Here is a 21,936-nt window from a genome sequence, read left to right as displayed (position 1 = left end):
CCCGTGGCAGAGCACAACTCACCCGCCCCGGCGGCGCAACTCACCAGTCCCGAACGGCAATCAGCTCCTCCACATCCGCGTCCGCGAACCCGTACGTCTTCGCCACGAACCAGAAGTCCTCGGCTATCTCCTCGCGCGCCACGGTCTCGATGTCGCTGTCGGCCGCCTCGAAGTCGTCCTGCAGGGCGTTGAACTCCTCGGTGGCGACCTCGGTGAGGGCGTACAGCGCGGGCAGGTCGGCGGGGTGCTCGGTCTCGATGCGCTCGCACAGTCGCAGCAGGATCGCCTTGCCGAGGTCCACCACGTCGTCGGGGTAGTAGTCGTCCCGGTACAGCGCCCGCAGGAACGCGTGCTCGGTGATCTGCTGGTTGCTTACGGGCATGGCGGTGCTCCCCCGGTCCGTGATCGTCGTTGCGGATACCTTGATCCTGCACCACGCCACTGACAACGCCTCCGGGAGCCGCCCGTGTCCCCCTCCGCGCCGTCCTCGCCGTCGTTCGAGCTGCTGCCCGGCGCCGCCGACTCGCCCGTGATCCTTCATGTGCCGCATTCCGCGCGGGAGATACCGGCCGACGAGCGCGCCGACATCCTGCTGGACGACCCGGCGCTGGAGCGCGAACTGGACCACATCACCGACAGCCACACCGCGCGGATCGCCGATGAAGCGGCACGCGCGTGTGCCGTCACCCCGTGGCGGTTCGTGAACCGCCTGTCCCGGCTGGTCGTCGACCCGGAACGCTTCCCGGACGAGCGGGAGGAAATGCTCGCCGTGGGCATGGGCGCGGTCTACACCCGCACCACGCATCTCGCCGACCTACGGCCCGCAGACCACGACCCCGAGCCACTGATCGACCGCTACTTCCGCCCGTACGCCCGCGCGATGACGGAGGCCGTCGCCGACCGGCTGGCCGCGACGGGCCGGGCCGTCGTCATCGACCTGCACTCCTATCCGACCGCCCCGCTCCCCTACGAACTCCACGGCAGCGACCCCCGCCCCGCCGTCTGCCTGGGCACCGACACCCTCCACACCCCGCCCGCACTGCTGTCGGCGGCACGGGACGCGTTCGCGGGGTGCGGGGAGATCGGGCTCGACAGCCCGTTCATCGGTACCTACGTGCCGCTGGAGTTCTACGGCAAGGAGCCGGCCGTCGGCGCCCTGATGGTGGAGATCCGCCGGGACACGTACATGACCGAACCCGGCGGGCCGCCCGACGGCCCCGGAGTCACCCGGCTCGCCTCCGCGCTGGCGACGCTGGTGAACGCCGTATCCGCATAGCGCCCGGCCCTCCGGCCCTCCGGCTGGAGCACTCCCGCAGGACAGGAGGTCGGGGGCGTACGAGGGTGGACAGCATGACCGAGGAGACCACCACGCTGACCGGCCAGGCCCCGCCCCCCGTCCGGGACTGGCCCCCGCTCGACCTGACCGGGACGGAGTTCGACCCGGTCCTCGCGGAGCTCATGCGCGAAGGTCCGCTGAACCGGATCCGGCTGCCGCACGGCGAGGGCTGGGCGTGGCTGGCGACCCGCTACGACGACGTGAAGATGATCACCAACGATCCGCGGTTCGGTCGCGCGGAGGTCACCACACGTCAAGTGACGCGTCTCGCCCCGCACTTCAAGCCGCGTCCGGGGTCGTTGGCGTTCGCCGACCAGCCGGACCACAACCGGCTGCGCAAGGCGGTCGCCGGTGCGTTCACGGTCGGCGCGATGAAGCGGCTGCGGCCCCGGGCACAGTCACTGCTCGACACGCTGGTCGACGGGGTCGTGGCGGACGGGCCGCCCGCGGACCTGATCGGGCGGGTCCTCGAACCCTTCCCGATCGCCGTGGTCAGCGAGGTCATGGGGGTGCCCGACGAGGACCGGGAGCAGGTGCACGCCTGGACGCGGCAGATCATCTCCACGTCCGGCGGCGCCGAGGCCGCCGACCGTGCCAAGAACGGCATGTACGCGTGGATCACGAACACGATCCGGGCTCGTGCCGACAGCGACGGCACCGACGTGTACTCCCTGCTCGGCGGCGCCGTGGCCCGGGGCGAGATCAGCGAGGCGGAGGCGGGCGGCCTCGCGGGTCCGCTGCAGATCGGCGGGGAGGCGGTCACCCACAACTGCGGGCAGATGCTGTACCTGATGCTCACCCGCCCCGAGCTGCTGGAGCGCCTGCGCGGCCAACCCGAGTGCCGGGAAGCCGCGTTGGACGAACTCCTGCGCCACATCCCGCACCGCGCCTCGGTCGGACTGGCCCGGATCGCCCTGGAGGACGTCGAGTTGCACGGCCTGCGCATCAGCGCGGGCGATCCGGTCTACGTCTCCTACCTCGCCGCCAACCGCGATCCGGCCGTCTTCCCGGACCCGGACCGCATCGACGTCGACCGCGATCCCAACCCCCACCTGGCCTTCGGCAACGGCTCGCACTACTGCACCGGCGCCGTGCTGGCCCGGCTGCAGACCGAACTCCTCGTCGACACCCTGCTGGACCGGCTCCCGGGGCTCCAACTCGCCGTACCCGCCGAGGAGATCGTCTGGCGCCGGAAGACCATGATCCGGGGGCCGCAGACGCTGCCGGTGACCTGGTAGGCCGCCGCGTACGTGCCGCGGTGCGCGAGGCGGGCATCATGCACCCGTCCTCGCGCACCGGCGATCACGCCCGCAGCCACTCCGTGACGACCACCTCCCCGCCGGTCCGCAGCCGTAGCGCGAAGGGGCCGGCCGGGGGTACGTCGCTGGTGAATCGGCCCATGTCGTCGGCCGTGAGGGTGGCGGGGCGCAGTGCCTGCGGGCCGTTCAGGACCTCGATGCCGGCCGGCTGTGGCGGCATCACCTGACCCATCAGGCCCTCGCTCGTCACCTCCACGTCGACGCTGAGGGCGCCCGCGGTGAAGGTCAGCATGCGGGGTACGTCCGTGACGCCTCGGACCGGAATGGCGTCGACCAGGGAGTCGAACGTCAGCTCCGCGAGCCGGGCGTCCATGTCGTACAACGCGTAGGCGTCCATGGCGAGTTGGCGCAGCTCGGCGGGGACCGGGTCCAGGATGGCGGCCGCCTGTCGCAGCTCCTCCTCCAGGAGTCCGTCGTCGAACTCCCCGGTGCCGTCGCCCTGTTCGCCCAGTTGATCGTCGAACTCCTCGTCGTCGAAGGGTTCCTGGCCGAAGGCGTCGAACGCGCCGAAGCCGTCGTCGTGCATGCCGCTCACACCGCCCCCCGGGCGTCGAGTCGGGCCCGCAGGCGGCGCAGACAGCGCTGGCGCATGGGGCCGATGCTGCCGACGGCGATCCCCAGGCCGGCGGACACTTCCAGATAGCTGGGCGGCGGCGAGGCCATCAGGACACGCAGTAACTTCCTGCAGCGCTCGCCCAGTTCCTCGAACTCCTGCCACAGCCGCCGGATGCGCTCGGCCTCGGAGGCCGTCTCCTCCGAGTCGATCAGTGACTGCTCGGGCGTGCGCTCCTCGCTGATGCGGTCCAGGAGTTGGGGATCGTCCGTGGGCATGAGCCGCCTGAGCCCCTTGATCACCTTCAGGCACTCGTTGCGTGCGGTGCTGGCCAGCCAGGAGCCGGCCTTCTCGGGTTCCCGGATCCGCCGCAGATTCTGGGCGAAGCGGAACCACACGGTCTGGTACACCTCGTGGGCGTCGGCGTCGGAGAGCCGGTGGGCGCGCACCACTGACCAGACCAGTGGGCTCAACCCCTCCACGATCGCCTTCCATGCCGCCGCGTCGCCGTCGACGGCGGACTGGACGAGCGCGCCGACTTCTGCACGGTCCACGGTGCCACCCCTCGTGTACGGCATGTCATCGTACGCCGTGGAGGGGACGGTTCCGGCCCTCATGCCGGAGGGGAGAGCGGTACGACGGGGACCGGGCGCCAGGTGGGCGGGCGCAGCGCCGGTACATGCGCCCCGCGTACTTCGGCGTACTCGGTGTTCCCCGCGAGGAGTTGGGTACGGGCCGCACGCGCGTCGGTCTCCTTGTTGGCCGTCATGAAGGACGCGATCATGCCGACGGCGACGGGGGTCGCGAACGAGGTTCCGCTCCAGTGGGCGAACCCCGCGAACGTCACCTGGTCCGGTGTGCCCGGTTCCGTCTGCCCTTCCTCGCTCAACACACCGGTGTGCTGCGGGGATTGGCAGGTGCAGGAGTAGGTGAAGCCGAACCGGCAGGCGTCGTACGTGGTGTGCTGGTAGGCGTACGGCGCGGGTGCGTCGAAGCCGGTGAGGGGGCCGATGAGGCGCTCGCCGGGGGCGTAGGCCTTGACCCAGGCGCCGTGGTTGCTGAAGCAGGCGCCGAACTCGCCGTCGCTGCGCAGCGCGCCGACCGAGAGGACGACGTCCTGGTAGTCGGGCAGGTCGGCGTAGGCGGCGGGCCAGAAGGGCGTGGCGCTGGCGTTGTTGCCGGCCGCCGCCACCAACAGGGTTCGCTGCCCCCGGAGTTCCTGCATGAAGGCCTCGACGCCGAGGAGTCCGTCGGTGCGGCCGTTGGAGGTGCCTGCGGAGAGGCTGATGACGTCGGGCCAGCCGTTCCGGTCGACGGCGGCGAACAGCGCCTCGCCGAAGTCGGATTCGAGGATGGCGCCCGCGTCGTTGAGGGTGTTGCGGACGGTGACCTCGGTGTTGGGCGAGACGGCCGCGACGAGCCCGGCGATGAACGTGCCGTGGCCGACGTACTGCCGGAGCACTCCCGCGTCGTCGGTCTCCCTGATCTGGGCATCGCCCTGGACGTGTGCCAGCAGCGGGTAGGACCGGTAGTCGTGCATGAGGCCGGTGTCGATGACGAGGACGCCCACGGCGGTGTCCGCGTCGTAACCGGCCTCCGCGGGCGCCGGGTTGGCGCCCTCGGTGAGCGGGGCGGGCACGGGCTCGTCGCCGGGACAGGCGTTCACGGCGATCGACACCACGTGGTTGCGGCTGACAAGTCGGCGTCCCGCGCGGCCCTCCGGTTCACGGAGGGCGCGCAGCGCGTTGGCGACGGCGTGGTCGCCGCGCCGGTCGCCCTGGCCCGGGTCGCCGACCTGGATGCGGGAGATGCCGGACCGGTTGGTCTCGGGTCCGGCCCGGCGGACGGAGTCGGCGGTGAGGCCGGTGGTCGCGGTGAAGTGTGTACGTACGGTGTCCTCGACGAGGCGGGCCTCCTCGCCGTCGCGGGCGAGCACGACGCCCTTCTCGTAGAAGAACTCGGCGGAGTCGTCCGGCCCCATCGCCAGGGGGACGTCGGGCATCGAGCGTTGGATCTGGTCGAACTGCTCGTGGAATCGCTGTGGTGCCATGGCGGTGTCCTCCCACTGAGGCGGCGGTCGTCAGTCAGAGCCGCGGGGCCGCTGCTTGATACAGCTCCAAACCTGTGTGGTCTGCACCTGGGACCACTACTATCCGAGGAGTGACAGCGGGAAGCGACTCGGTTCTCGAACTGCTGCCGATGGTGTTCGCGGCTCCGAGCGAGGCGTTGGCCGGTGCGCGGGCGGTACTCGACGCCGATCCGACGCCGTTCGAGGCCTCCGTGGCCCATCATGTGATCGGCATCTGGCAGCGGGACTTCGGCGATCTACGGCTCGCCCTGCACCATCTGCGGCGCGCCCGTGACCTGGCGGCCCGCGCGGAGTCGGCGGACCGGGAGGCGGACGTCCTCGGCACGCTCGGCGTGGCCCTGGTGCACGCGGGCCGCACCCGGCAGGGCCTGGAGGCCTTCGAGCGGGGCATCGCCCGCGGCAGCGGACGGGCCCGGGCGCGGGTCCTGTACCTGCGGGCGTATGTCTGGTGGGTGCTGGGCCATCACCGCGAGGCGCTGGACGACGTACGGCGGGCGCTGCCCGTGCTGCGGCAGGCGGACGACGTGATCTGGACGGCGCGGGCGCTGACCCTGCGCGCGACCGTGCACCTGGCGCTCGGTGCGGTGGACCGGGCCGACGCCGACTTCACGGCGGCCGAGCGGATGTGGGAGACGACAGGCCAGGAGCACGACAAGGCCGACGCGGTGGAGAGCCGGGGCCTGGCCGCGTTCCGGTCGGGCGACATCCCGGTGGCGCTCCAACTGCTCGACGAGGCCGAGGAGATGTACGCCAAGCTGACCACCCCGACGTTCATGCTGACGATCCGCCGCTGCGACGTCCTGATGAGCGCGGGGCTGGCCGCGGAGGCGCTGGCTCAGGCGGACTCGGCGATCGGGCAACTGGACGGCATCGGCGGCCAGTCCACCCGCAAGGCGGAACTGCTCCTGGTCGCCGCCCGGGCCGCGCGGCTCGCGGACGATCCGCACACGGCCATCGCGCGCGCGGCCGTGGCGGTACGGCTGTTCGCCGCTCAGCGGCGCACCTGGTGGGAGACCCATGCCCAACTCGTGCTGATCGAGGCCCGGTTGGCGGCCGGACGAGCATCGGGGCGGCTGGTGGCGGACGCCGCCGCGGTGGCCGACCGGCTGGCCGCCTTCGGCTCACCGTCCGCCCCGGAGGCCTCGCTGCTGGCGGGCCGGATCGCGCTGGCGGTCGGCTGGACGGCGGACGCGGAACGGCACTTGGCGGTGGCCGCGCGCAGCAGACGCGGCGGCCCGCCGCTGGCCCGGATGACCGGCTGGGCGGCACAGGCGCTGCGCGCCCAGGCAGCCGGCTCCGGTCGCGGGGTACTGGAGGCGTGCCGACGCGGGCTCGACGTCCTCGACGACCACCGTACGACCCTGGGCGCCTCGGAGTTGAGGGCGCGGGCGACGGCACAGGGCGCGGAACTGGCCGCCCTCGCCCAGCGGGCGAGCCTCGCCTCCGGCGGGCCGCGACGCCTGCTGGTGTGGAGCGAACGCTGGCGGGCTACCGCCCTCTCCACTCCTCCCACCCGGCCACCCGCCGACCCGGTCCTGCTCAGCGACTTGACGGCCTTCCGCGAGATCGCCGCCCGCGCGGACGAGGCCCGTATGGAGGGCCATCCGGTACCGGCCCTGGAACGCGAACAGCGGCGCCTGGAACGGGAGATCCGCTCCCGGACCCTCCACATGCGCGGCGACGCACCCGGCGAGGGCGCCCGCTTCGACCCGACTCGCCTGCTGGCACGCCTCGGTGAAGGACGCCTGGTCGAACTCGCCGTGGTCGACGGCCGCGTGCACGCCCTGCTCTGCGGGGAGGGCCGGGTACGGCGCTTCGAGGCGGGCCTCCTCGCGGAGGCGATGGCCGAGGCGGAACACGTACAGGCGGGTCTACGGCGCCTGGCGCATCCCGGAGCGGAAGCGAGGCTCCCGGTGGTGGAGGCGGCGGGCCGACGGCTGGAGGAACTCCTCCTCGGCGGGGCGGCCGGGCACCTGGGCTCCGGCCCGGTGGTGGTGGTCCCGCCGGGCCGACTCCACCGTGTCCCCTGGGCGTTGCTGCCCTCGCTGCGCGAACGGGTGCTCAGTGTGTCGCCGTCGGCGGGCAGTTGGCTGCGCGCCCTGGACACCGAACCGCCGCCCGGCGGCCGGAACGTCCTGGTGCGCGGCCCCGGCCTCGCGACCGGCGGCGCCGAAGTCCCGGACCTCGCCGACCAGTACGGCAGGCGCACGGTCCTGGAACACGACGAGGCCGAAGTCCCCAGGGTGCTGGCCGAGTTGGATGGCGCGACCCTGGCCCACATCGCGGCCCACGGCACGTTCCGCGCGGACAGCCCCCTGTTCTCGGCGCTCCGCATGGCCGACGGTCCGCTCATCGTCCACGACTTCGAACGCCTCGCCCGCAGCCCGTACCGCATCATCCTCTCCAGCTGCGACACGGCCCGCCTCGCCTCGGTAGGCGCGGACGAACTCCTCGGCCTGGTCACGGCGTTGCTCCCGCTGGGCACGGCGGGCGTGGTCGCGAGCAGCGCCCCCGTCAACGACGCCGCCGTGGTCCCCCTGATGCTCACCCTGCACAAGGGCCTCAGCGCGGGCCTGTCCCTGGCAGAGGCCCTACGCGACGCCCGGGCCGCGCTCCCGGGGGACGCGGTACATCAGGCAACGGGGTGGGCGTTCACGGCGTTCGGGGCGGCCTGATCGGTCGGACAAGGTGATGGGGGGCGGCGGAGGTATGTAGCGAGGTGGTCGGCGGAACCCGGGGGTGGGTGATCGGCCGAGCCCGGGTGACCGGCCGAGCTCCACAGGTCCTGGCCCTAACCCGCCAGAGGGTGAAGTACCGCCGGGTAACCGCCCCACACACGTGCCGAAGAGACCCGGCCGCAGTCGACCGGCCGAGCCCGGCCTGAGCCGGCGAGGTCACAGGTCGTGCTCAGCCCGGCAGATCACCCTCACGCCCTCACGCCGACTGCGCCGTCGGCAGTTCCACCAGCCACGGGAGTGCGCCGCGGTCGCTCGCGCCGAGGCGGGCGTAGGCGCTGTAGAGGTGGTTGCCGACGGTGCGGATGGAGAGGGTGAGGCGCTCGGCGATCTGGCGGTTGCTGAGGCCCGCGGCGGCGAGGGTGACGATCTGGCGCTGGCGGGCGGTGAGTTCGCCCAGCACCAGGCCGGAGAGGGCGGGGGTGCGGGCGCCCTGGCAGCGGCGGGCCAGGGCTACCGCTCGGGTGCGGGACATGCGGGCGGCGCGGGGGTCGCGGTGGGCGTGTACCGCCTGGGCGTGCGCCTCGGCCGCGAACAGCAGGAAGCCGCGCTGCTCCAGCTCCCCCGCCACCCGGTCCAGCGCGGGCCCGTCCCCGTCGACCAACGCCTCCGCGTGCCGGGCGAGGACGGCCGGTCCGTCGCCGGGCAGCCTGGCGAGTCGGCCGGCGACGCGTTCGGGAGCGCCGAGGCGTACGGCGTCGTATAGGGCGTACGCGGCGGGCCTGCCGTCCTCGACGGCGAAACCGCTGATCTCCTCGCCGTCTCTCCGCCTGCTCGGCGCCAGCGCCTCAGCCACCGTTTCGCGTGCCGTCTCCACATCGCCCCGGGCCGTCGCCAGCCAGCTGCCCGCGTCGCCGGAGACGGGGCGGTGGGCGAGGGCGTCGTCGGTGGCCGGTACGTCTCCCGACTGGGCGGCGGCCAAAGCGAGTTCGGCCGCGCAGGCGCGACTGCCCGAGGCCTCCCGCAGACCTTCCCGCGCCCAGGCCGCCGCCTCGCGCAGCTCGCCCCGCAGCCTCGCGAACCGTGCGCGTACGGCGGCGTACCCGGCCGGGACCGGTGCGCCCTCCGCCACCAGCCACTCCCCCACCGGCGTCGGCAGCGGTCGTACGTCGGTCCGGTCGATGCGGTCCGTGAGCGCGGCCCGCTCCGCCGCCAGGGCCGGGGCGCACTGGTCCGGCGTGCGGGCCAGCCGCCGGGACCGGAGCCGGCCGGCCGCGGCGCGCAGCGCGGGGCCGTGCAGGGGGTGGGTGAGGCGGACGGCGCCCTGGTCGTCGATGTGGATCAGCGCTTCGGACTCAAGGCGTTCGAGGATGTCGAGGTCGAAGTCGTCCATGGACGACGCCAACGGCTCGGCGAAGGCCAGGCGTTCGAGGCTCTCGCGCTCGTCGAGGCCGGTGCGGGCGAGGACTTGGGCGGTGCGTTCGCGGACGGTCGCGGTGACCGGTACCGGGCCGCGCCAGGCCCACTCGTCGGAATCCGTCGCCCGGGTCAGCAGCCCGCGTTCGCGCACCGCGCCGAACAGGTCGCGCAGGAGGCGTAGGTCCCCTTGGCAGAGGTGGTACAGGCGCTTCGCGGTGAGGGGTTCCAACGGGCCGCCGGCACCCGCCGCCAGGAGCTGGGCCGTCTCCTCGCGGGGCAGCGGCTCCAGCGCGAGGCGTGGCAGCAGTTCGCCCGTCCACAGGCGCGACACCGCGCCGGGCACGGAGTCGCCGTCGGCCACCACGACCACCAGGCGGGTTCGGCCGTGGACGGCGAGTTGGTGGACGAGGGCGGCCGAGGAGTCGTCGAGCAGGTGGGCGTCGTCCACCAGCAACAGCCTTACACCGGACAGGAGTTGGACCGCGCGGTGCAGGGAGACGCTCTCGGGCAGCAGGTGGGCGAACGCGGCGAAGGGCAGCAGGCGGGTCTCGGGCGTCCCGGTGACCCTGGCGCAGTCGCCGCCCCGGACTGCCTCGGTGACCAGCCGGGTCTTGCCCCGGCCGGCCGGGCCGGTGACCACGATGCCGTGCCGGCCTGCCGTCAAGGACCGGCGGATCAGTTCGAGTTCGTCCTCCCGGCCGGTGAACGGCCAGGGCAGTTCAAGGGTCTTCGCGTCCTGTTCGAAAGTCATCACGCAGATACGACTCGGGCTACTCACGCCTGATACAGGGTGACTTGAGTAGCCCCCGACTCAGGCGCTCGGGAACGGTCAGCGGCACTCTGGTCGCATGACCACTCGCTACTGCTCCCTCGCGCAGCAGTCGGCCCCGGAGTTCGGACCGGGACTGGCCGCCGAGCGACGCAGTGCGCTCGTCGGCGGAAGCCGGAAGTGGGTCAACGGCACGGTCCTGCATTACTACTTCTTCGACGCCGACAACGCGGCCGCCACCGACACGTCCGTCATCCCGGTTCCCGGGACCGGCGAGATGCGCCGGGTGCCGTGGGCCGGTGCCAAGGAGCAGCAGGACGTCGTACGCGAGTGCTTCCGTGAGTGGCAGGACCTCGGGATCGGTGTCGACTTCACCGAGGTCGGGGACCGTTCGGAGGCTGAGCTGCGCATCGGGTTCCAGCCCGGTGACGGCTCCTGGTCGGCGGTGGGCCGCGACGCGCTCACGGTCGGTCTGGGCGACCGCACCATGAACTTCGGCTGGGACCTGACCGCACCGGGACAGCGCGGCACGGTCCTGCACGAGATCGGGCACGCCCTGGGCATGCTGCACGAGCACCAGAGCCCGTTCGCCGGTATCCACTGGGACGACGAGGCCGTCTACGCCGAGTTGGCGGGCCCGCCGAACTTCTGGAGCCGGGACCGGACGCGCTTCAACATCCTGCGCAAGCTCGACCCGGACGAGGTAAACGGCTCCGTCTGGGACCCGCAGTCGATCATGGAGTACCCGTTCACGTCGGGGCTCGTCCTGGAGCCGGAGGAGTACCGCACGGGTCTGCACCCGCACGGCAGTCTCTCCCCCTCCGACAAGGAGTTCGTCCTGCGCTGGTACCCGCCCGTCGGCCCTCCCCGGCCGGCCGAGCTGGTGCCCTTCCGGTCGGCGCCACTGCGCCTGGGGCCGGGCGAGCAGGCCGACTTCGCGGTCGAGCCGACGCAGACGCGCGAGTACGCCGTCGGCGCCTTCGGGGACAGCGACACGGTTCTCGTGGTCTTCGAGGAACGGGACGGCGAACCGCGCTTCCTCGCCGGGCAGGACGACGGGGGCACGCCGCACAACGCCACATTCAAGGTTCGGCTCGTCAAGGGCCGCCGCTACTTCGTCCGTGTGCGCCTGTACTCCACGTGGGGTTCGGGGGACACCGCGGTGATGTGCTGGTAACAGCATGGGTACAGCCGCATGCGGACGGACGGACCACTGTCCGGCGCCGGGGGAAGCGGCCGAGGTTCGTAGCCTTCGGGGGAGGGATACGAACCTCGGCCACGCCGTCGCGCCCGGGGTTGAGCCGGCCAAAACGCAGGGCACGCAAGGCCCTTGAGGCTGGCTCTTCAACTCGTCGGCCCAGCAGGGTCCTTGTGCTCTAGCCCCCCAACTCCAGTGGCCGCGCAGGGTCCTTGGACCACTCCTCCAGCGAACCGTCGTAGACCGACACGTCCGTACGGCCGAGCAGTGTGAGCGCGAGTGCGGCGCCCGCGGCCGAGATGCCGCCGCCGCAGTACAGGACGACCGGTGAGTCGTCGGCGTCGAGGACCCCGCCGACCCGCGCCGCGAGTTCCTCGGCGGGCAGCACGTGTCCGGAGTCGTCGAGGAGACCCCGGCCCGGAAGGCTTCGGCTGGCGGGGATGTGGCCGCGACGGCTGTAGCGCGTCGGGGCCGAGCCGTCGTAGCCGCCGGTGGGAAGGGCGCACACCAGGGTGCCGGGGCGCTCGCCGCGGCTGATGGCGGCCACGTCCTCGATGCCGGCCCACAGATCCGGACGTACGACGGGTGTCGCGGGACGGACGGCCATAACCGGGTCGGTGTCCTCCCCGGAGGCCAGCGGACGACCCGCCGCCACCCATCCCTCCAGGCCGCCGTCCAGTACCGCCGCCGGTACGCCGATCGCCCGGAGCATCCACCACAGGCGGGCCGCCCAGATGCCGCCCCCGCTGTCGTAGGCGACGACCTCGGCGCCCTCCCCCACGCCCAGCCGGGCCAGTGCGGCGGCGAGGGCCTCGGGGGACGGCACGGCGAAGTGGTAGGGCGCGTCGTGGTCGGAGAAGTCGCCGGTCAGGTCGGCGTGTCGCGATCCGGGGACGTGCCGTTCGGCCCATGTCCCGCGCCCGCTCACGGAGCGGTAGTCGCCGTCCTCGCGGGGTGAGGGCAGCAGCGCGGTGGCGTCGAGGACGACCAGCCGGGGATCGTCGAGATGCGCGGCGAGCCAGGTGTCGTCGACCAGCGGGCCGGGCAGCAGGGAGGTGGTCATGGCGGCCGATCGTACGCCCGTGAGCTGGGCGTCTCACCCCTCGGGCGCCGCCGTCTCACACTCCGGTCCACGCTTGCACAGAATCCGGGTGGTGCGGTTATCGTTCGGCCATCTACGCGGGAGCCCCTACCCGGTTGGGCTGAGAGGGCGTCTGGGACCGGCTCGTCGAGAGTCCGGCCCCCATGGGGACGCCGACCGCACCACTCGCGCCTCAGCGCCCGCGTAGGAGTTCACGTGTCTGCAGCAGTCGAGCCCCAGCACCCGGTGGTCAACACCCCGGCGCGCCGCTCCTGTTGTTGTCGCACGCGCTGATCCACCGCCCCCGCGCACCCCTCCTCCTTCTCCTCCCTTCAGGCGCCGTCACGCCTGCGCACCTCCCGGAGTACCACCATGCCGCACATACGGGTCATGCTTGACTATTTCCACCCCTGGCCGAATTCTGCCGGTCTGTACGTCGCCCGCGCCCGCCGCTGGTACGCCGAGGCCGGTCTGGATGTCGAGCTGGTGGTCCAGGATCCGGGACGCGGGGACACGCTGGAGTACCTGGCGCGGGGCGAGGTGGACTTCGGGATCTTCCCGCCGAACCGGCTGCTGGCCCGGCGCGCCGAGCACGGCCAGCCGCTGATCGCCGTGTCCGCGATCAATCACCGGGGTCTGGAGGCGATCCAGACCACCACGTCGACCGGCATCACCCGCCCCCGAGACCTGGCCGGCCGCCGTATTGCCTACAACCCGACCCCGCGCGGCCGGGCCATGGTGCGTCACCTGGTGGCGGCCGACGGCGGCGACCCGGACGCCGTGATCGGCGTGGACGCGGGGAGCCGTGAGCTGACCGTGGACGACATCGCGGCGGGCGAGGCGGACGCCACCTTCGGCAACTACTGGTCCTGGGACGCCCTGCGCGGCGATCTGCCCGAGGAGCAGCGACTGACCTGGCCGGTCGACGAGATCGGCGCCCCGCGCTACCACAGCTACCTGCTCGGCACGAACGAGACGCTCCTCGACCAACGCCCCTCCCTGGTACGGGACTTCCTCGCCGTCACAGCCCGCGGCTACGCGGCAGCGGCCCAGGAACCCGACGCCACGCTGGAGTTGCTGGAGCACGTCATCCCGTACTTCCCGCGCCCGCTGATCGCCCGTTCTCTCGCACTGATCGCGCCCACCTGGACGGACACGGACGGCCGTTGGGGTGTGATCGACGAGGGCCGGATGGGCCCGTACGCGCACTGGCTCGCCGAGAACGGCGCCATTCCGGACGACCGGGACTGGGCGAAGTCCTTCACCAACGGCCTGCTGGACGTGGCCACATGAGAGCCCTGGCCTGCCAGGCGCGGACGCTGACCCGGCGTCTCGCCGTCGACTTCATGAGGGTGGGCAGCGCGCTGTGTCGGCCGTGACCGGACCGACCCGCCCGCTCTCCCACCCTTCGAAGGACCCGACATGCATCGCCGTACCGCCCTGTCCGCCATAGCCGCGACCGCCCTTCTCGCCGTCACCGGCTGCTCCGCCGACTCCACGGCCGCCACGAAGGACGGCACCACGACCGTCACCCTCGCCCTGGACTGGACGCCCAACACCAACCACACCGGCATCTACGTCGCCCAGGCCAAGGGCTGGTTCAAGGCCGCCGGGATCGACGTGAAGATCGTGCCGTACGGCTCGACCGCGCCCGAGACCCTGATCGCCAACCACAAGGCGGACTTCGGCATTTCGTACCAGGAGGGCATCACCACCGCCCGTGCGGCGGGCCAGGACATCACCTCCGTCTACGCGGTGACACAGAAGACGGACGTGACGATCGCGGTGCGGGCCGACCGGTCCGACATCACCTCGCCCAAGGACCTGGACGGGAAGACGTACGCCGGTTTCGGCGCCCCGTACGAGAAGCCGCTGCTGCAGAAGGTGATCCAGAGCGCGGGCGGCAAGGGCGACTTCAAGCAGGTCACCCTCAACACCTCGGCGTACGCGGCGCTTTACGCGGGCAAGGCGGACTTCGCGATGCCGATGCCGACCTGGGAGGGCCTGGAGGCGAAGCTCAGCGGCAAGCCGCTGAAGAACTTCCAGCTGTCCGACTACGGCTTCCCCGCGATCTACTCGACGCTCGTCGCGTCCTCGGACCAGTTCCTGAAGAAGAACCCGGAGCTCGCGAAGAAGTTCCTGGCCGCGGTCGACAAGGGCTACCAGTACGCGGCCGAACACCCGTCCCAGGCCGCCGACTTGCTGATCTCGGCGAACAAGAGCGTGCTCACCAACACCAAGCTGGTGAAGGAGAGCGAGGCGCTGCTCGCCAAGGAGTACTACAAGGGCACGGACGGCTCGATCGGCACGCAGAGCGCGGAGCGCTGGCAGGCCTTCGCGGACTTCGAGTACAAGGCGGGCCTGCTGGTAGACGCCAACGGCAAGAAGCTGACGTCGAGCCCGAAGGCGTCGACCTTCTTCACCAACGCCTATCTCCCGGACGCCAAGTGAGGCCGCTCCTGCGGTCGTTGTGGCCGCCGCTCCTCGTCCTGACCGTGCTCCTCGGCGGCTGGCAGCTGTACGTCACCGCGGCCGGCGTCGATCCCACGACGCTCCCCTCCCCCGCCCGGGTCGTGGAGCAGGGCTGGCTGAACCGCCAGGACCTGTGGGACCAGACGCTCCCCACCCTCCAGGAGACGCTGCTCGGCTTCGCGTTGTCGTTCGCGGCGGCCTGGCTCGTCGCCGTCCTCCTCGACTTCTCCTCGGCGGCCCGCCGCGGCCTGTACCCGCTGCTCGTCGCCTCGCAGACCATCCCGATCGTCGCCGTGGCACCGCTGTTGATCATCTGGTTCGGCTTCGGGCTGCTGCCGAAGATGCTGGTGGTGACCCTGACGACGTTCTTCCCGCTCGCCGCCAACCTCGCCGCCGGCTTCGCGGCGACCGACCGCGAGGCGATGCGGCTGCTGCGCTCCCTGGGCGCGGGCCGCTGGCGGACGTTCCGGCTGGTGCGGGTGCCGAGTGCGATGCCGTACTTCTTCGCCGGACTGCGCGTGAGCATCACCTACGCCGTCGTCGGCGCCGTCTTCGCCGAGTACGCGGGCGCGGAGGCGGGCCTCGGGATCTATATGCAGGCGCAGAAGAGCGCGTTCCGCACCGACTTGGTGTTCGCAGCGGTCGCGGTGACGGCCGCGCTGAGCATCGCCCTGTTCGGGGCGACCTATCTGCTGGAACGGCTGGTACTCCCGTGGGAGCGGGCGTTGAAGGAGGACACGTCGTCATGAGCAGTCTGCGTATCGAGGGCGTCGGCAAGTCCTTCGGGCAGTTGGAGGTTCTACGGGACCTCCAACTCGCCGTGGAGCCCGGCGAGTTCGCCGCCGTCATCGGCCCGAGCGGCAGCGGCAAGAGCACCCTCTTCAACCTGGTCTCCGGGCTGGACCGTCCCACGACCGGCCGGGTCCTGGTGCAGGGCGAACCAGCCGGGGTGGAGTCGGGCAAGGTCGCGTACATGCCGCAGAAGGATCTCCTCTTCCCGTGGCGGACCGTGCTCGACAACACGGCACTGGGCCTTGAGGCGCAGGGAGTTAAGAAGAAAGAGGCACGACGACGAGCCGACGCGCTGTTCGTGGACTTCGGCCTCGACGGCTTCCAGAAGGCGTACCCGTCCCAGCTCAGCGGCGGTATGCGGCAACGAGCGGCCCTGCTCCGTACGGTAGTTCTTGAACGACCGGTCCTCCTGCTCGACGAACCGTTCGGCGCGCTCGACTCCCTCACCCGGACCGAGATGCAGCTGTGGCTGGCCGACATGTGGCAACGCCACCGCTGGACCGTGCTCCTGGTCACCCACGACATCCGCGAAGCGGTCCTGCTCGCGGACACCGTGCACGTCCTGTCCCCCCGCCCGGCCACGGTCGTCGACCGCGTCGAGGTGCCGCTGGCCCGCCCACGCGGCGCCGACGACTTCACGTCCCCCGAGTTCACGACCACCGAGCGCCGCGTCCTGGATGCCCTGCGGGGCACAACGGCGGTGAAGACGGCGTGAGTTCACATCTCGCCCACGGCCTGGGCACCGACCCGGTCGAACCGGACTGGCCAGCGCTGACGGACGCCGAGGTGACGGACATCGTGGGCCCGGCCCGGGTGATCTGGCGCAGTCCCCGCCCCTTGTCCGCGGCGGCCGTCGTGGAACGGTCCAACCGCCGCCTCTTCGTGAAACGCCACCACATCTCCGTCCGCACGCCAGAGGGCCTGGCCGAGGAACACACCTTCCTACGACACCTGCGGCTGCGCGGCGCCCCGGTCGTCGAGGTGTTGGACGCGGCGACGCGCGGCGAGTGGACGTACGAGGTGCACTCGGCCGGAGCCGGCACGGACCTCTACCGCGACGCCCTGTCCTGGTCCCCGTTCCGCTCCTCCGCCCACGCGAGGGCGGCCGGCGAGGCGCTGGCCCGCCTGCACCTGGCGGCGGAGGGCTTCGACGCACCGCGCCGCCAAGTGCAGCCGCTGGTCGCGTCGTTCACGGTGTTCGCCTCGGACGATCCGCAGGCGGAGTTGGAGCGGTACGTGGCCGAGCGGCCCGAACTGGCAGAGGGGCTGGCGGACTTCCCGTGGCGGGAGGACACGCAGCGCGCCCTGCTCCCCCTGTACGAGAACCTTGCTCCGCACCTCCCGGGCCTCGATCCGCTGTGGACGCACAACGACTGGCATGCCTCGAACCTCCTCTGGAACATGGACGGTTCGGTCGCGACCGCCCTGGACTTCGGCATGAGCGACCGCACGACGGCCGTGCACGACCTGGCCACGGCCATCGAACGCAACACGGTCCAGTGGCTCCAGCCCGGCTTCCCGGTCCGAGACGCAGACGCCGTCGCACTTCTGGACGGCTATCAGTCCGTACGCCCGCTCAGCCCCACCGAGTCGAAGGCGCTCCCAGCGCTACTCCCCCTGGTCCACGCCGAGTTCGCGCTCTCCGAGCTGGGCTACTTCCACGGTGTGACGCGATCGCCCGAGAACGCCCGGCTGGCATACGAGTATTACGTGGGGCATGCGGAGTGGTTCGCCGGGGAGAGCGGACGGCGCCTGTTGGACCTGTTCGGCGCTAGCGGGGCAGCAGTTCACGGGTGAAGACGACACGGGGTCGGCCCGGACCGTCGTAGTCCTCCACGACGCGCGCGTCGAAGCCGAGCGTGCGATGGAAGGCGATCGAACCCTCGTTGGTGACCGAGGTGATCGCCTTGAGGCGCACCGCGCCTTGCCGTCCTGCGGCCTCGATGAAGGCCGTGTACAGGCTGCGGCCGAGGCCGGTGCCGCGTGCGTCGTCCCGGGTCGCCACCAGGTGCACGTATCCGGTGTGATCGGGCGTGACGAACCCGAAGAGATATCCGCGGATACCGTCGTCCGCGCGCGCGACCAGACAGGTGGACCCGAACTCCTGCACCAGCGCGGTGAGATGGAGCGCGCGCAGGTCACGCTCTCCCCAGTAGCGTGCGTGGTCCTCCAGGACCTGGTGGAGGTCGGTGACATCGGCGGGTTCGATACGGACGGCCATGGCATCGATCATGGCAGAGAGCCGTACGGAGTCGAGAAGGAGACGGGTCATGATCACGGGTTACGTTCTCGGTGAAAGCCTGCGCGCCGGTGCCGTGTTCGCACCGCACGGACTGCGCATCCGGAAGGTCGAGCGGGTCGACAACTCGGCGAGTGCGACGGCCGGGCAGCCCGATGCCTGGACGTTCGTCGAGTGGGAGACCGACGACGACGGTGCCGCAGGTTCGATCGCGGAGGCGCTCGCCGACGCCTTGGAGCGGTCCAACGGCTGGTACGCCGACTTCAGCGTCGACGATGAGCGGGTCGTCGTCTTCGCGGGCCAAGTGTTCCGCTATCGGCGCGGCGACAAAGCCGGCCGCGCCGAAGCGGTCGCGTACGGGCGGTCGGTGGGGACTCCGGAGCATCAGCTCGACTGGGAGGAGTGACCCCGGCGGCGCCATTCCTGTGCGAGCAACTCGTACGACCGCACCCGGTCCGTGTGGTCGTGGGTGATGGTCGTGATGAGCAACTCGTCGGCGCCGGTGGCCTCTTGAAGCTGTTCCAGCTGGTCGGCGACTCGGCCGGGCGAGCCGACGAACTGGGTGTCGACGCGGCCCTGGACCAGCTCGCGGTCCGCGTCGGTCCAGATGTGGGCGCGCGCCTCGTCGGGGGTGGGGAACTGGATGGCGCCCTCCGCCGTACGGATGGAGCGCACCCACAGGCCGTAGCCGGTGGCGAGTTCGCGTGCCGTGGCACCGTCCTCGGCGACGACGACGTCGGCGGAGACGCTCACATACGGCTTGTCGAGGACGTCGGAGGGCTGGAACGCGGCCCGGTAACCGTCCGCCGCCTCAAGGACGGTGGCCGGGCTGACGTGGTAGTTCGCCGCGAAGCGGAGGCCGTTGCGGCCCGCGACCTCGGCGCTCTGGCCACCGCTGCTGCCGAGGATCCACACCTCGACATCGGCGCCCTCGCCCGGTACCACGTGCGCCTCGACGCCGTCCGGGGAACGGTAGGTGCCGGCCAGCAGGGCGAGGACGTCGTCGATCTGCTGGCCGTAGTCCTGGGACTTGGCTTCGGGCAGCAGGAGCAGCTTGCGCTGGAGGGCGATTCTGGGTGAGCCGAGGAGACGCTCGAAGGAGAAACGGGGCGGGATGCGCAGGCCGTTGGGGGCGCGGCCGTCGACGATCGGCGTCGCCGTCGGCAGGGGTGCTGTCGGCCGGCCTCCCGAGCGGCCCATGCCCAGGTCGAAGCGGCCGGGATGGAGTGCGTCGATCAGGCCGAACTCCTCGACCGTGGACAGCGCGGTGCGGTGGCCGAGTTGTACGGCGCCGGAGCCGAGCCGGATCGTGGAGGTGGCGGAAGCCGTCAGCGCCAGGACCACCGCGGGGGACGTGCCCGCGACGCCCGGGTTGAGGTGGTGCTCGGCGAACCAGTAGCGGGTGTACCCGAACTCCTCGGCCCTGCACGCGAGTTCGATGGAGTTGCGGAGGGCCTCGGGCGCGGTGGAGCCGGAGGAGATCGGGACCAGGTCGAGGACACCTAGGGGGATGCCGGAGGACATGTGCTCGCTCACCCCTCAGTGGTCGGCGGAGACGGGCTCGGGCAGGACTGGTCCCCAGTCGAACGGCGGGTCCGGGATGTCCTTGCGCAGCACGGGAGTCACCGCCGACTGGAAGAGTTCCAGCGAGGCTCGGTGCTGATGGTGCGTCAAACCGCTTGCGTCCGCGTGCAGATGGAGCACCGTGTGGCCGAACTGCTCGTGGTAGCGGTGCACCTTGTCGATGACCTGCTGCGGGCTGCCGATCAGTGCGGAGCTGCGCTCGACGTAGTCCTCCAGGGTCTCGAAGACCACGGGCAGACCCACCTGCTTCTGGAAGGCGAGGTTGCTCTCGAAGATGGGCCGGTAGGCGGCCAGTGCCTCTTGTGTCGTGGGAGCAACGTAGAGGCCGGCCGTGCCCGCGCCCACCGCGATGTCCGCCGGGTCGTGGCCGTAGTGCTCCCAGCGTTCCCGGTAGTAGCGGATCAACTCGGCATAGGGCTCTATGGGGTTGGTGACGTTCGCGGAGAACAGCGGGTCGCCGTAGCGGGCGGCGAGGTCGACGCTCTCCTTGCTCGTCGCGCTGCCGTGCCAGACCCGGATGGGTTGTTGGTACGGCCGCGGCCACACCTCCGCGTCCTTCAGCTCCGGACGAAAGCGGGTCCTCGCCGTGACCTTGTTCTGGCGCCACAGCTGGCGGAACACCTCGTAGCTCTCGGCGTTGCGCTCCCACTGGTCCTCGGGCGTGACGTGGAACAGCTCCCGCTGGGCGGTGCCGTTGCCCTTGCCGATGATCAGGTCCAGGCGTCCGCCGGAGAGATGGTCCAGGGTCGCGTAGTCCTCGTAGGCCCGGACGGGGTCCAGCAGGCTCAGGGTGGTGACGGCGGTGAAGAGGCGGATGCGGCGGGTGAGCGCGGCGATGTGGCTGAGGACGACCGTCGGCGAGGAGGAGATGAAAGGGCGTTCGTGCCGCTCCCCCACACCGAAGCCGTCGAAGCCCAACTCCTCGGCCAGCACGGCGTTGTCAAGTACTTCACGGAAGCGCTCGTGCGTCGACTTCTGCACGCCCGTGACCGCGTCGGGGCGGTGGACGATGAGGGTGATCGCGAGGAACTTCACGATGCCGCCCGTTCCTCGCGCACGTCGTCCGGGTGGGCGAGGCCGAGGTGGTCGCGCAGGGTCGGGCCCTCGTACTCGGTGCGGAAGACGCCCTGTTCCTGGAGCAGCGGGACCACCTTGTCGGCGAAGGGGTCGAGGCCGGTCGGGGTGATGTGCGGGACGAGGATGAAGCCGTCGCTGGCGTCGGCCTGCACGAAGTCGTTGATGGTCTTCGCGACCGTGGACGGGGAGCCGATGAAGGCCTGCCGGTTGCCGGTCTCGATGACCAGGTCGCGGATGGACCAACCGTTCGCGGCGGCCCGCTCACGCCACTCGCGCGCCGTGGCCAACGGGTCGCGGTACATGCGGACTTGGGCCCGACCCTTGGAGATGTGGTTGTCGCTGACATCCGGGTCGATGTCGGGCAGCGGGCCGTCCGGGTCGTAGGACGACAGGTCCCGGTTCCAGACGAACTCCAGGTGCTTGATGGCCGTGGCACCGCTGACCTGCTGGCGGCGCACCTCCTTGGCCAGGTCTTCAGCTTCGGCGTCGGTGTCGCCGAGCACGAAGGTCGCGGCCGGGAGGATGAGCAACTGGTCCGACCTGCGGCCGTACTTGGCAAGGCGGGACTTGACGTCGGTGTAGAAGGCCTGGCCCTGGTCGAGGGTGCTGTACCGGCTGAAGATGGCGTCCGCGCTGGACGCGGCGAACTCGCGGCCCTCGTCGGAGTCGCCCGCCTGGAAGATCACCGGGCGGCCCTGCGGGGAGCGCGGGACGTTGAACTGGCCGTGGATGTCGAAGTGTTGGCCTTGATGGACGAAGGCACCGGCCTTGGCGTCGCGCAGGAAGGTGCCGGTGGTCTGGTCGGCGACGATCTCGTCGCCGTGCCAGGAGTCGAAGAGTTCGTTGGTGGTGGCGAGGAACTCCTTGGCCCGGGAGTAGCGCTCGTCCTGCGGCAGGAAACCGCCGCGGCGGAAGTTCTCGCCGGTGAACGCGTCCCAGGAGGTGACGACGTTCCACGCCGCACGGCCGTCGGAGAGGTGGTCGAGGCTGGCGAACTGGCGGGCCACCTCGTAGGGCTCGTTGAAGGTGGAGTTGATGGTGCCGGTGAGGCCGAGGTGTTCGGTGACGGCGGCGAGCGCGGCGAGGATCGTGAAGGCGTCGGGGCGGCCGACGACGTCCAAGTCGTAGATCTTGCCGCCCTGTTCGCGCAGTCGCAGCCCTTCGGCGAGGAACAGGAAGTCGAACTTGGCGCGCTCGGCGGTCCGTGCGAAGTGCACGAAGGAGCTGAACTCGATGTGGCTGCCGGCCGCGGGGTCGCTCCACACGGTGGTGTTGTTGACACCGGGGAAATGGGCGGCCAGGTGGATCTGCTTCAGGGGCTTGCTCATGTCGT

The 21,936-nt window shown here is 71.3% G+C and carries 20 protein-coding genes; 10 read left to right on the top strand and 10 right to left on the bottom strand.

All coding sequences use genetic code 11. The features are described from left to right. Positions 1 to 40: 40 nt before the first annotated feature. Positions 41 to 382 carry a DUF5713 family protein gene (locus AB0I69_RS01645; protein WP_363093454.1) on the bottom strand — a complete coding sequence of 114 codons (342 nt, stop codon included), beginning with the start codon at positions 380 to 382 and terminating at the stop codon, positions 41 to 43. Between the two features lie 84 nt (positions 383 to 466). Between AB0I69_RS01645 and AB0I69_RS01640 the strand changes: the two genes are divergently transcribed. Together AB0I69_RS01640 and AB0I69_RS01635 are read left to right on the top strand one after the other, a co-directional pair. Then, positions 467 to 1,276 (top strand): N-formylglutamate amidohydrolase, encoded by an 810-nt coding sequence (locus tag AB0I69_RS01640; RefSeq protein ID WP_363093453.1) that lies wholly within the window; start codon positions 467 to 469, stop codon positions 1,274 to 1,276. Between the two features lie 74 nt (positions 1,277 to 1,350). Next, entirely contained in the window at positions 1,351 to 2,574 is a 1,224-nt protein-coding gene (locus tag AB0I69_RS01635; protein ID WP_363093452.1) for a cytochrome P450, read from the top strand. Positions 2,575 to 2,638: 64 nt separating this feature from the next. On the opposite strand, the gene AB0I69_RS01630 is transcribed toward AB0I69_RS01635, so the two are convergent. Genes AB0I69_RS01630 through AB0I69_RS01620 form a run of 3 tightly spaced genes read right to left on the bottom strand, consistent with a single transcriptional unit; the run spans position 2,639 to position 5,258 of the window. Next, positions 2,639 to 3,181: a hypothetical protein gene (locus AB0I69_RS01630; protein ID WP_363094145.1), complete on the bottom strand. Its 543-nt coding sequence runs from the start codon at positions 3,179 to 3,181 to the stop codon at positions 2,639 to 2,641. A gap of 5 nt (positions 3,182 to 3,186) precedes the next feature. After that, entirely contained in the window at positions 3,187 to 3,825 is a 639-nt protein-coding gene (locus AB0I69_RS01625) for a sigma-70 family RNA polymerase sigma factor (protein ID WP_363093451.1), read from the bottom strand. Continuing rightward, the gene (locus AB0I69_RS01620; RefSeq protein WP_363093450.1) at positions 3,822 to 5,258 is read right to left on the bottom strand and encodes a S8/S53 family peptidase; all 1,437 of its coding nucleotides are present in this window, start codon (positions 5,256 to 5,258) and stop codon (positions 3,822 to 3,824) included. Before AB0I69_RS01620 ends, AB0I69_RS01625 begins: the two co-directional genes overlap by 4 nt. Positions 5,259 to 5,368: 110 nt before the next feature. On the opposite strand from AB0I69_RS01620, the gene AB0I69_RS01615 reads away from it, so the two are divergent. Next, complete coding sequence (locus AB0I69_RS01615; protein ID WP_363093449.1) at positions 5,369 to 7,972, top strand: CHAT domain-containing tetratricopeptide repeat protein; 2,604 nt, start codon at positions 5,369 to 5,371, stop codon at positions 7,970 to 7,972. A gap of 259 nt (positions 7,973 to 8,231) precedes the next feature. Here the strand turns inward: AB0I69_RS01615 and AB0I69_RS01610 are convergent, their stop codons facing one another. Further along, positions 8,232 to 10,142, bottom strand: coding sequence for a LuxR family transcriptional regulator (locus AB0I69_RS01610; RefSeq protein ID WP_363093448.1), 1,911 nt, complete (start codon positions 10,140 to 10,142; stop codon positions 8,232 to 8,234). A gap of 97 nt (positions 10,143 to 10,239) precedes the next feature. Here AB0I69_RS01610 and AB0I69_RS01605 point away from each other — a divergent pair, with 97 nt between their 5' ends. Continuing rightward, positions 10,240 to 11,337 (top strand): M12 family metallopeptidase, encoded by a 1,098-nt coding sequence (locus AB0I69_RS01605; RefSeq protein WP_363093447.1) that lies wholly within the window; start codon positions 10,240 to 10,242, stop codon positions 11,335 to 11,337. Positions 11,338 to 11,536: 199 nt separating this feature from the next. Here AB0I69_RS01605 and AB0I69_RS01600 read toward each other — a convergent pair whose 3' ends face one another. Beyond that, positions 11,537 to 12,421 (bottom strand): rhodanese-like domain-containing protein, encoded by an 885-nt coding sequence (locus AB0I69_RS01600; RefSeq protein WP_363093446.1) that lies wholly within the window; start codon positions 12,419 to 12,421, stop codon positions 11,537 to 11,539. A gap of 408 nt (positions 12,422 to 12,829) precedes the next feature. On the opposite strand from AB0I69_RS01600, the gene AB0I69_RS01595 reads away from it, so the two are divergent. The 5 genes from AB0I69_RS01595 to AB0I69_RS01575 all read left to right on the top strand — a co-directional run bounded on the left by AB0I69_RS01595 (position 12,830) and on the right by AB0I69_RS01575 (position 17,500). Beyond that, a complete protein-coding gene (locus AB0I69_RS01595; RefSeq protein WP_363093445.1) occupies positions 12,830 to 13,732 on the top strand; it encodes an ABC transporter substrate-binding protein in 903 nt (300 codons plus the stop codon). A 129-nt stretch (positions 13,733 to 13,861) separates the two neighbouring features. Beyond that, positions 13,862 to 14,890, top strand: a complete 1,029-nt coding sequence (locus tag AB0I69_RS01590) for an ABC transporter substrate-binding protein (RefSeq protein WP_363093444.1) — start codon at positions 13,862 to 13,864, stop codon at positions 14,888 to 14,890. Beyond that, positions 14,887 to 15,660 carry an ABC transporter permease gene (locus AB0I69_RS01585; RefSeq protein ID WP_363093443.1) on the top strand — a complete coding sequence of 258 codons (774 nt, stop codon included), beginning with the start codon at positions 14,887 to 14,889 and terminating at the stop codon, positions 15,658 to 15,660. The genes AB0I69_RS01590 and AB0I69_RS01585 overlap by 4 nt, the downstream gene beginning before the upstream one ends. Further along, entirely contained in the window at positions 15,657 to 16,418 is a 762-nt protein-coding gene (locus tag AB0I69_RS01580) for an ABC transporter ATP-binding protein (protein WP_363093442.1), read from the top strand. Before AB0I69_RS01585 ends, AB0I69_RS01580 begins: the two co-directional genes overlap by 4 nt. Continuing rightward, positions 16,415 to 17,500: a phosphotransferase gene (locus tag AB0I69_RS01575; RefSeq protein WP_363093441.1), complete on the top strand. Its 1,086-nt coding sequence runs from the start codon at positions 16,415 to 16,417 to the stop codon at positions 17,498 to 17,500. Before AB0I69_RS01580 ends, AB0I69_RS01575 begins: the two co-directional genes overlap by 4 nt. Here AB0I69_RS01575 and AB0I69_RS01570 read toward each other — a convergent pair. Further along, positions 17,475 to 17,936 (bottom strand): GNAT family N-acetyltransferase, encoded by a 462-nt coding sequence (locus AB0I69_RS01570; protein ID WP_363094144.1) that lies wholly within the window; start codon positions 17,934 to 17,936, stop codon positions 17,475 to 17,477. The two genes, AB0I69_RS01575 and AB0I69_RS01570, sit on opposite strands and share 26 nt — an antisense overlap. 37 nt (positions 17,937 to 17,973) lie before the next feature. Between AB0I69_RS01570 and AB0I69_RS01565 the strand changes: the two genes are divergently transcribed. Further along, a complete protein-coding gene (locus AB0I69_RS01565; RefSeq protein WP_363093440.1) occupies positions 17,974 to 18,348 on the top strand; it encodes a hypothetical protein in 375 nt (124 codons plus the stop codon). Here the strand turns inward: AB0I69_RS01565 and AB0I69_RS01560 are convergent. From AB0I69_RS01560 to AB0I69_RS01550, 3 genes are read right to left on the bottom strand one after another with little or no spacing between them, the layout of a single operon-like run. Further along, positions 18,327 to 19,466 (bottom strand): LLM class flavin-dependent oxidoreductase, encoded by a 1,140-nt coding sequence (locus AB0I69_RS01560; RefSeq protein ID WP_363094143.1) that lies wholly within the window; start codon positions 19,464 to 19,466, stop codon positions 18,327 to 18,329. The two genes, AB0I69_RS01565 and AB0I69_RS01560, sit on opposite strands and share 22 nt — an antisense overlap. 15 nt (positions 19,467 to 19,481) lie before the next feature. Further along, positions 19,482 to 20,561 carry an LLM class flavin-dependent oxidoreductase gene (locus tag AB0I69_RS01555; RefSeq protein WP_363093439.1) on the bottom strand — a complete coding sequence of 360 codons (1,080 nt, stop codon included), beginning with the start codon at positions 20,559 to 20,561 and terminating at the stop codon, positions 19,482 to 19,484. Further along, the gene (locus AB0I69_RS01550; RefSeq protein ID WP_363093438.1) at positions 20,558 to 21,931 is read right to left on the bottom strand and encodes an NtaA/DmoA family FMN-dependent monooxygenase; all 1,374 of its coding nucleotides are present in this window, start codon (positions 21,929 to 21,931) and stop codon (positions 20,558 to 20,560) included. The genes AB0I69_RS01555 and AB0I69_RS01550 overlap by 4 nt, the downstream gene beginning before the upstream one ends. Positions 21,932 to 21,936: the final 5 nt, after the last annotated feature.

It is taken from the genome of Streptomyces sp. NPDC050508, from assembly GCF_040655155.1.
Taxonomy (GTDB): Bacteria; Actinomycetota; Actinomycetes; order Streptomycetales; family Streptomycetaceae; genus Streptomyces.
The sequence above is the reverse complement of the archived record's forward strand: the minus strand, read 5'-3'. Positions and strand labels throughout refer to the sequence as shown.

Excerpts from the sequence above, each read along its gene's own strand:
- AB0I69_RS01645 (WP_363093454.1), bottom strand. The coding sequence starts at position 382 with ATGCCCGTAAGCAACCAGCAGATCACCGAGCACGCGTTCCTGCGGGCG.
- AB0I69_RS01635 (WP_363093452.1), top strand. The coding sequence starts at position 1,351 with ATGACCGAGGAGACCACCACGCTGACCGGCCAGGCCCCGCCCCCCGTC.
- AB0I69_RS01630 (WP_363094145.1), bottom strand. The coding sequence starts at position 3,181 with ATGCACGACGACGGCTTCGGCGCGTTCGACGCCTTCGGCCAGGAACCC.
- AB0I69_RS01625 (WP_363093451.1), bottom strand. The coding sequence starts at position 3,825 with ATGAGGGCCGGAACCGTCCCCTCCACGGCGTACGATGACATGCCGTAC.
- AB0I69_RS01620 (WP_363093450.1), bottom strand. The coding sequence starts at position 5,258 with ATGGCACCACAGCGATTCCACGAGCAGTTCGACCAGATCCAACGCTCG.
- AB0I69_RS01610 (WP_363093448.1), bottom strand. The coding sequence starts at position 10,142 with ATGACTTTCGAACAGGACGCGAAGACCCTTGAACTGCCCTGGCCGTTC.
- AB0I69_RS01605 (WP_363093447.1), top strand. The coding sequence starts at position 10,240 with ATGACCACTCGCTACTGCTCCCTCGCGCAGCAGTCGGCCCCGGAGTTC.
- AB0I69_RS01600 (WP_363093446.1), bottom strand. The coding sequence starts at position 12,421 with ATGACCACCTCCCTGCTGCCCGGCCCGCTGGTCGACGACACCTGGCTC.
- AB0I69_RS01595 (WP_363093445.1), top strand. The coding sequence starts at position 12,830 with ATGCTTGACTATTTCCACCCCTGGCCGAATTCTGCCGGTCTGTACGTC.
- AB0I69_RS01590 (WP_363093444.1), top strand. The coding sequence starts at position 13,862 with ATGCATCGCCGTACCGCCCTGTCCGCCATAGCCGCGACCGCCCTTCTC.
- AB0I69_RS01580 (WP_363093442.1), top strand. The coding sequence starts at position 15,657 with ATGAGCAGTCTGCGTATCGAGGGCGTCGGCAAGTCCTTCGGGCAGTTG.
- AB0I69_RS01570 (WP_363094144.1), bottom strand. The coding sequence starts at position 17,936 with ATGATCGATGCCATGGCCGTCCGTATCGAACCCGCCGATGTCACCGAC.
- AB0I69_RS01565 (WP_363093440.1), top strand. The coding sequence starts at position 17,974 with ATGATCACGGGTTACGTTCTCGGTGAAAGCCTGCGCGCCGGTGCCGTG.
- AB0I69_RS01560 (WP_363094143.1), bottom strand. The coding sequence starts at position 19,466 with ATGTCCTCCGGCATCCCCCTAGGTGTCCTCGACCTGGTCCCGATCTCC.
- AB0I69_RS01550 (WP_363093438.1), bottom strand. The coding sequence starts at position 21,931 with ATGAGCAAGCCCCTGAAGCAGATCCACCTGGCCGCCCATTTCCCCGGT.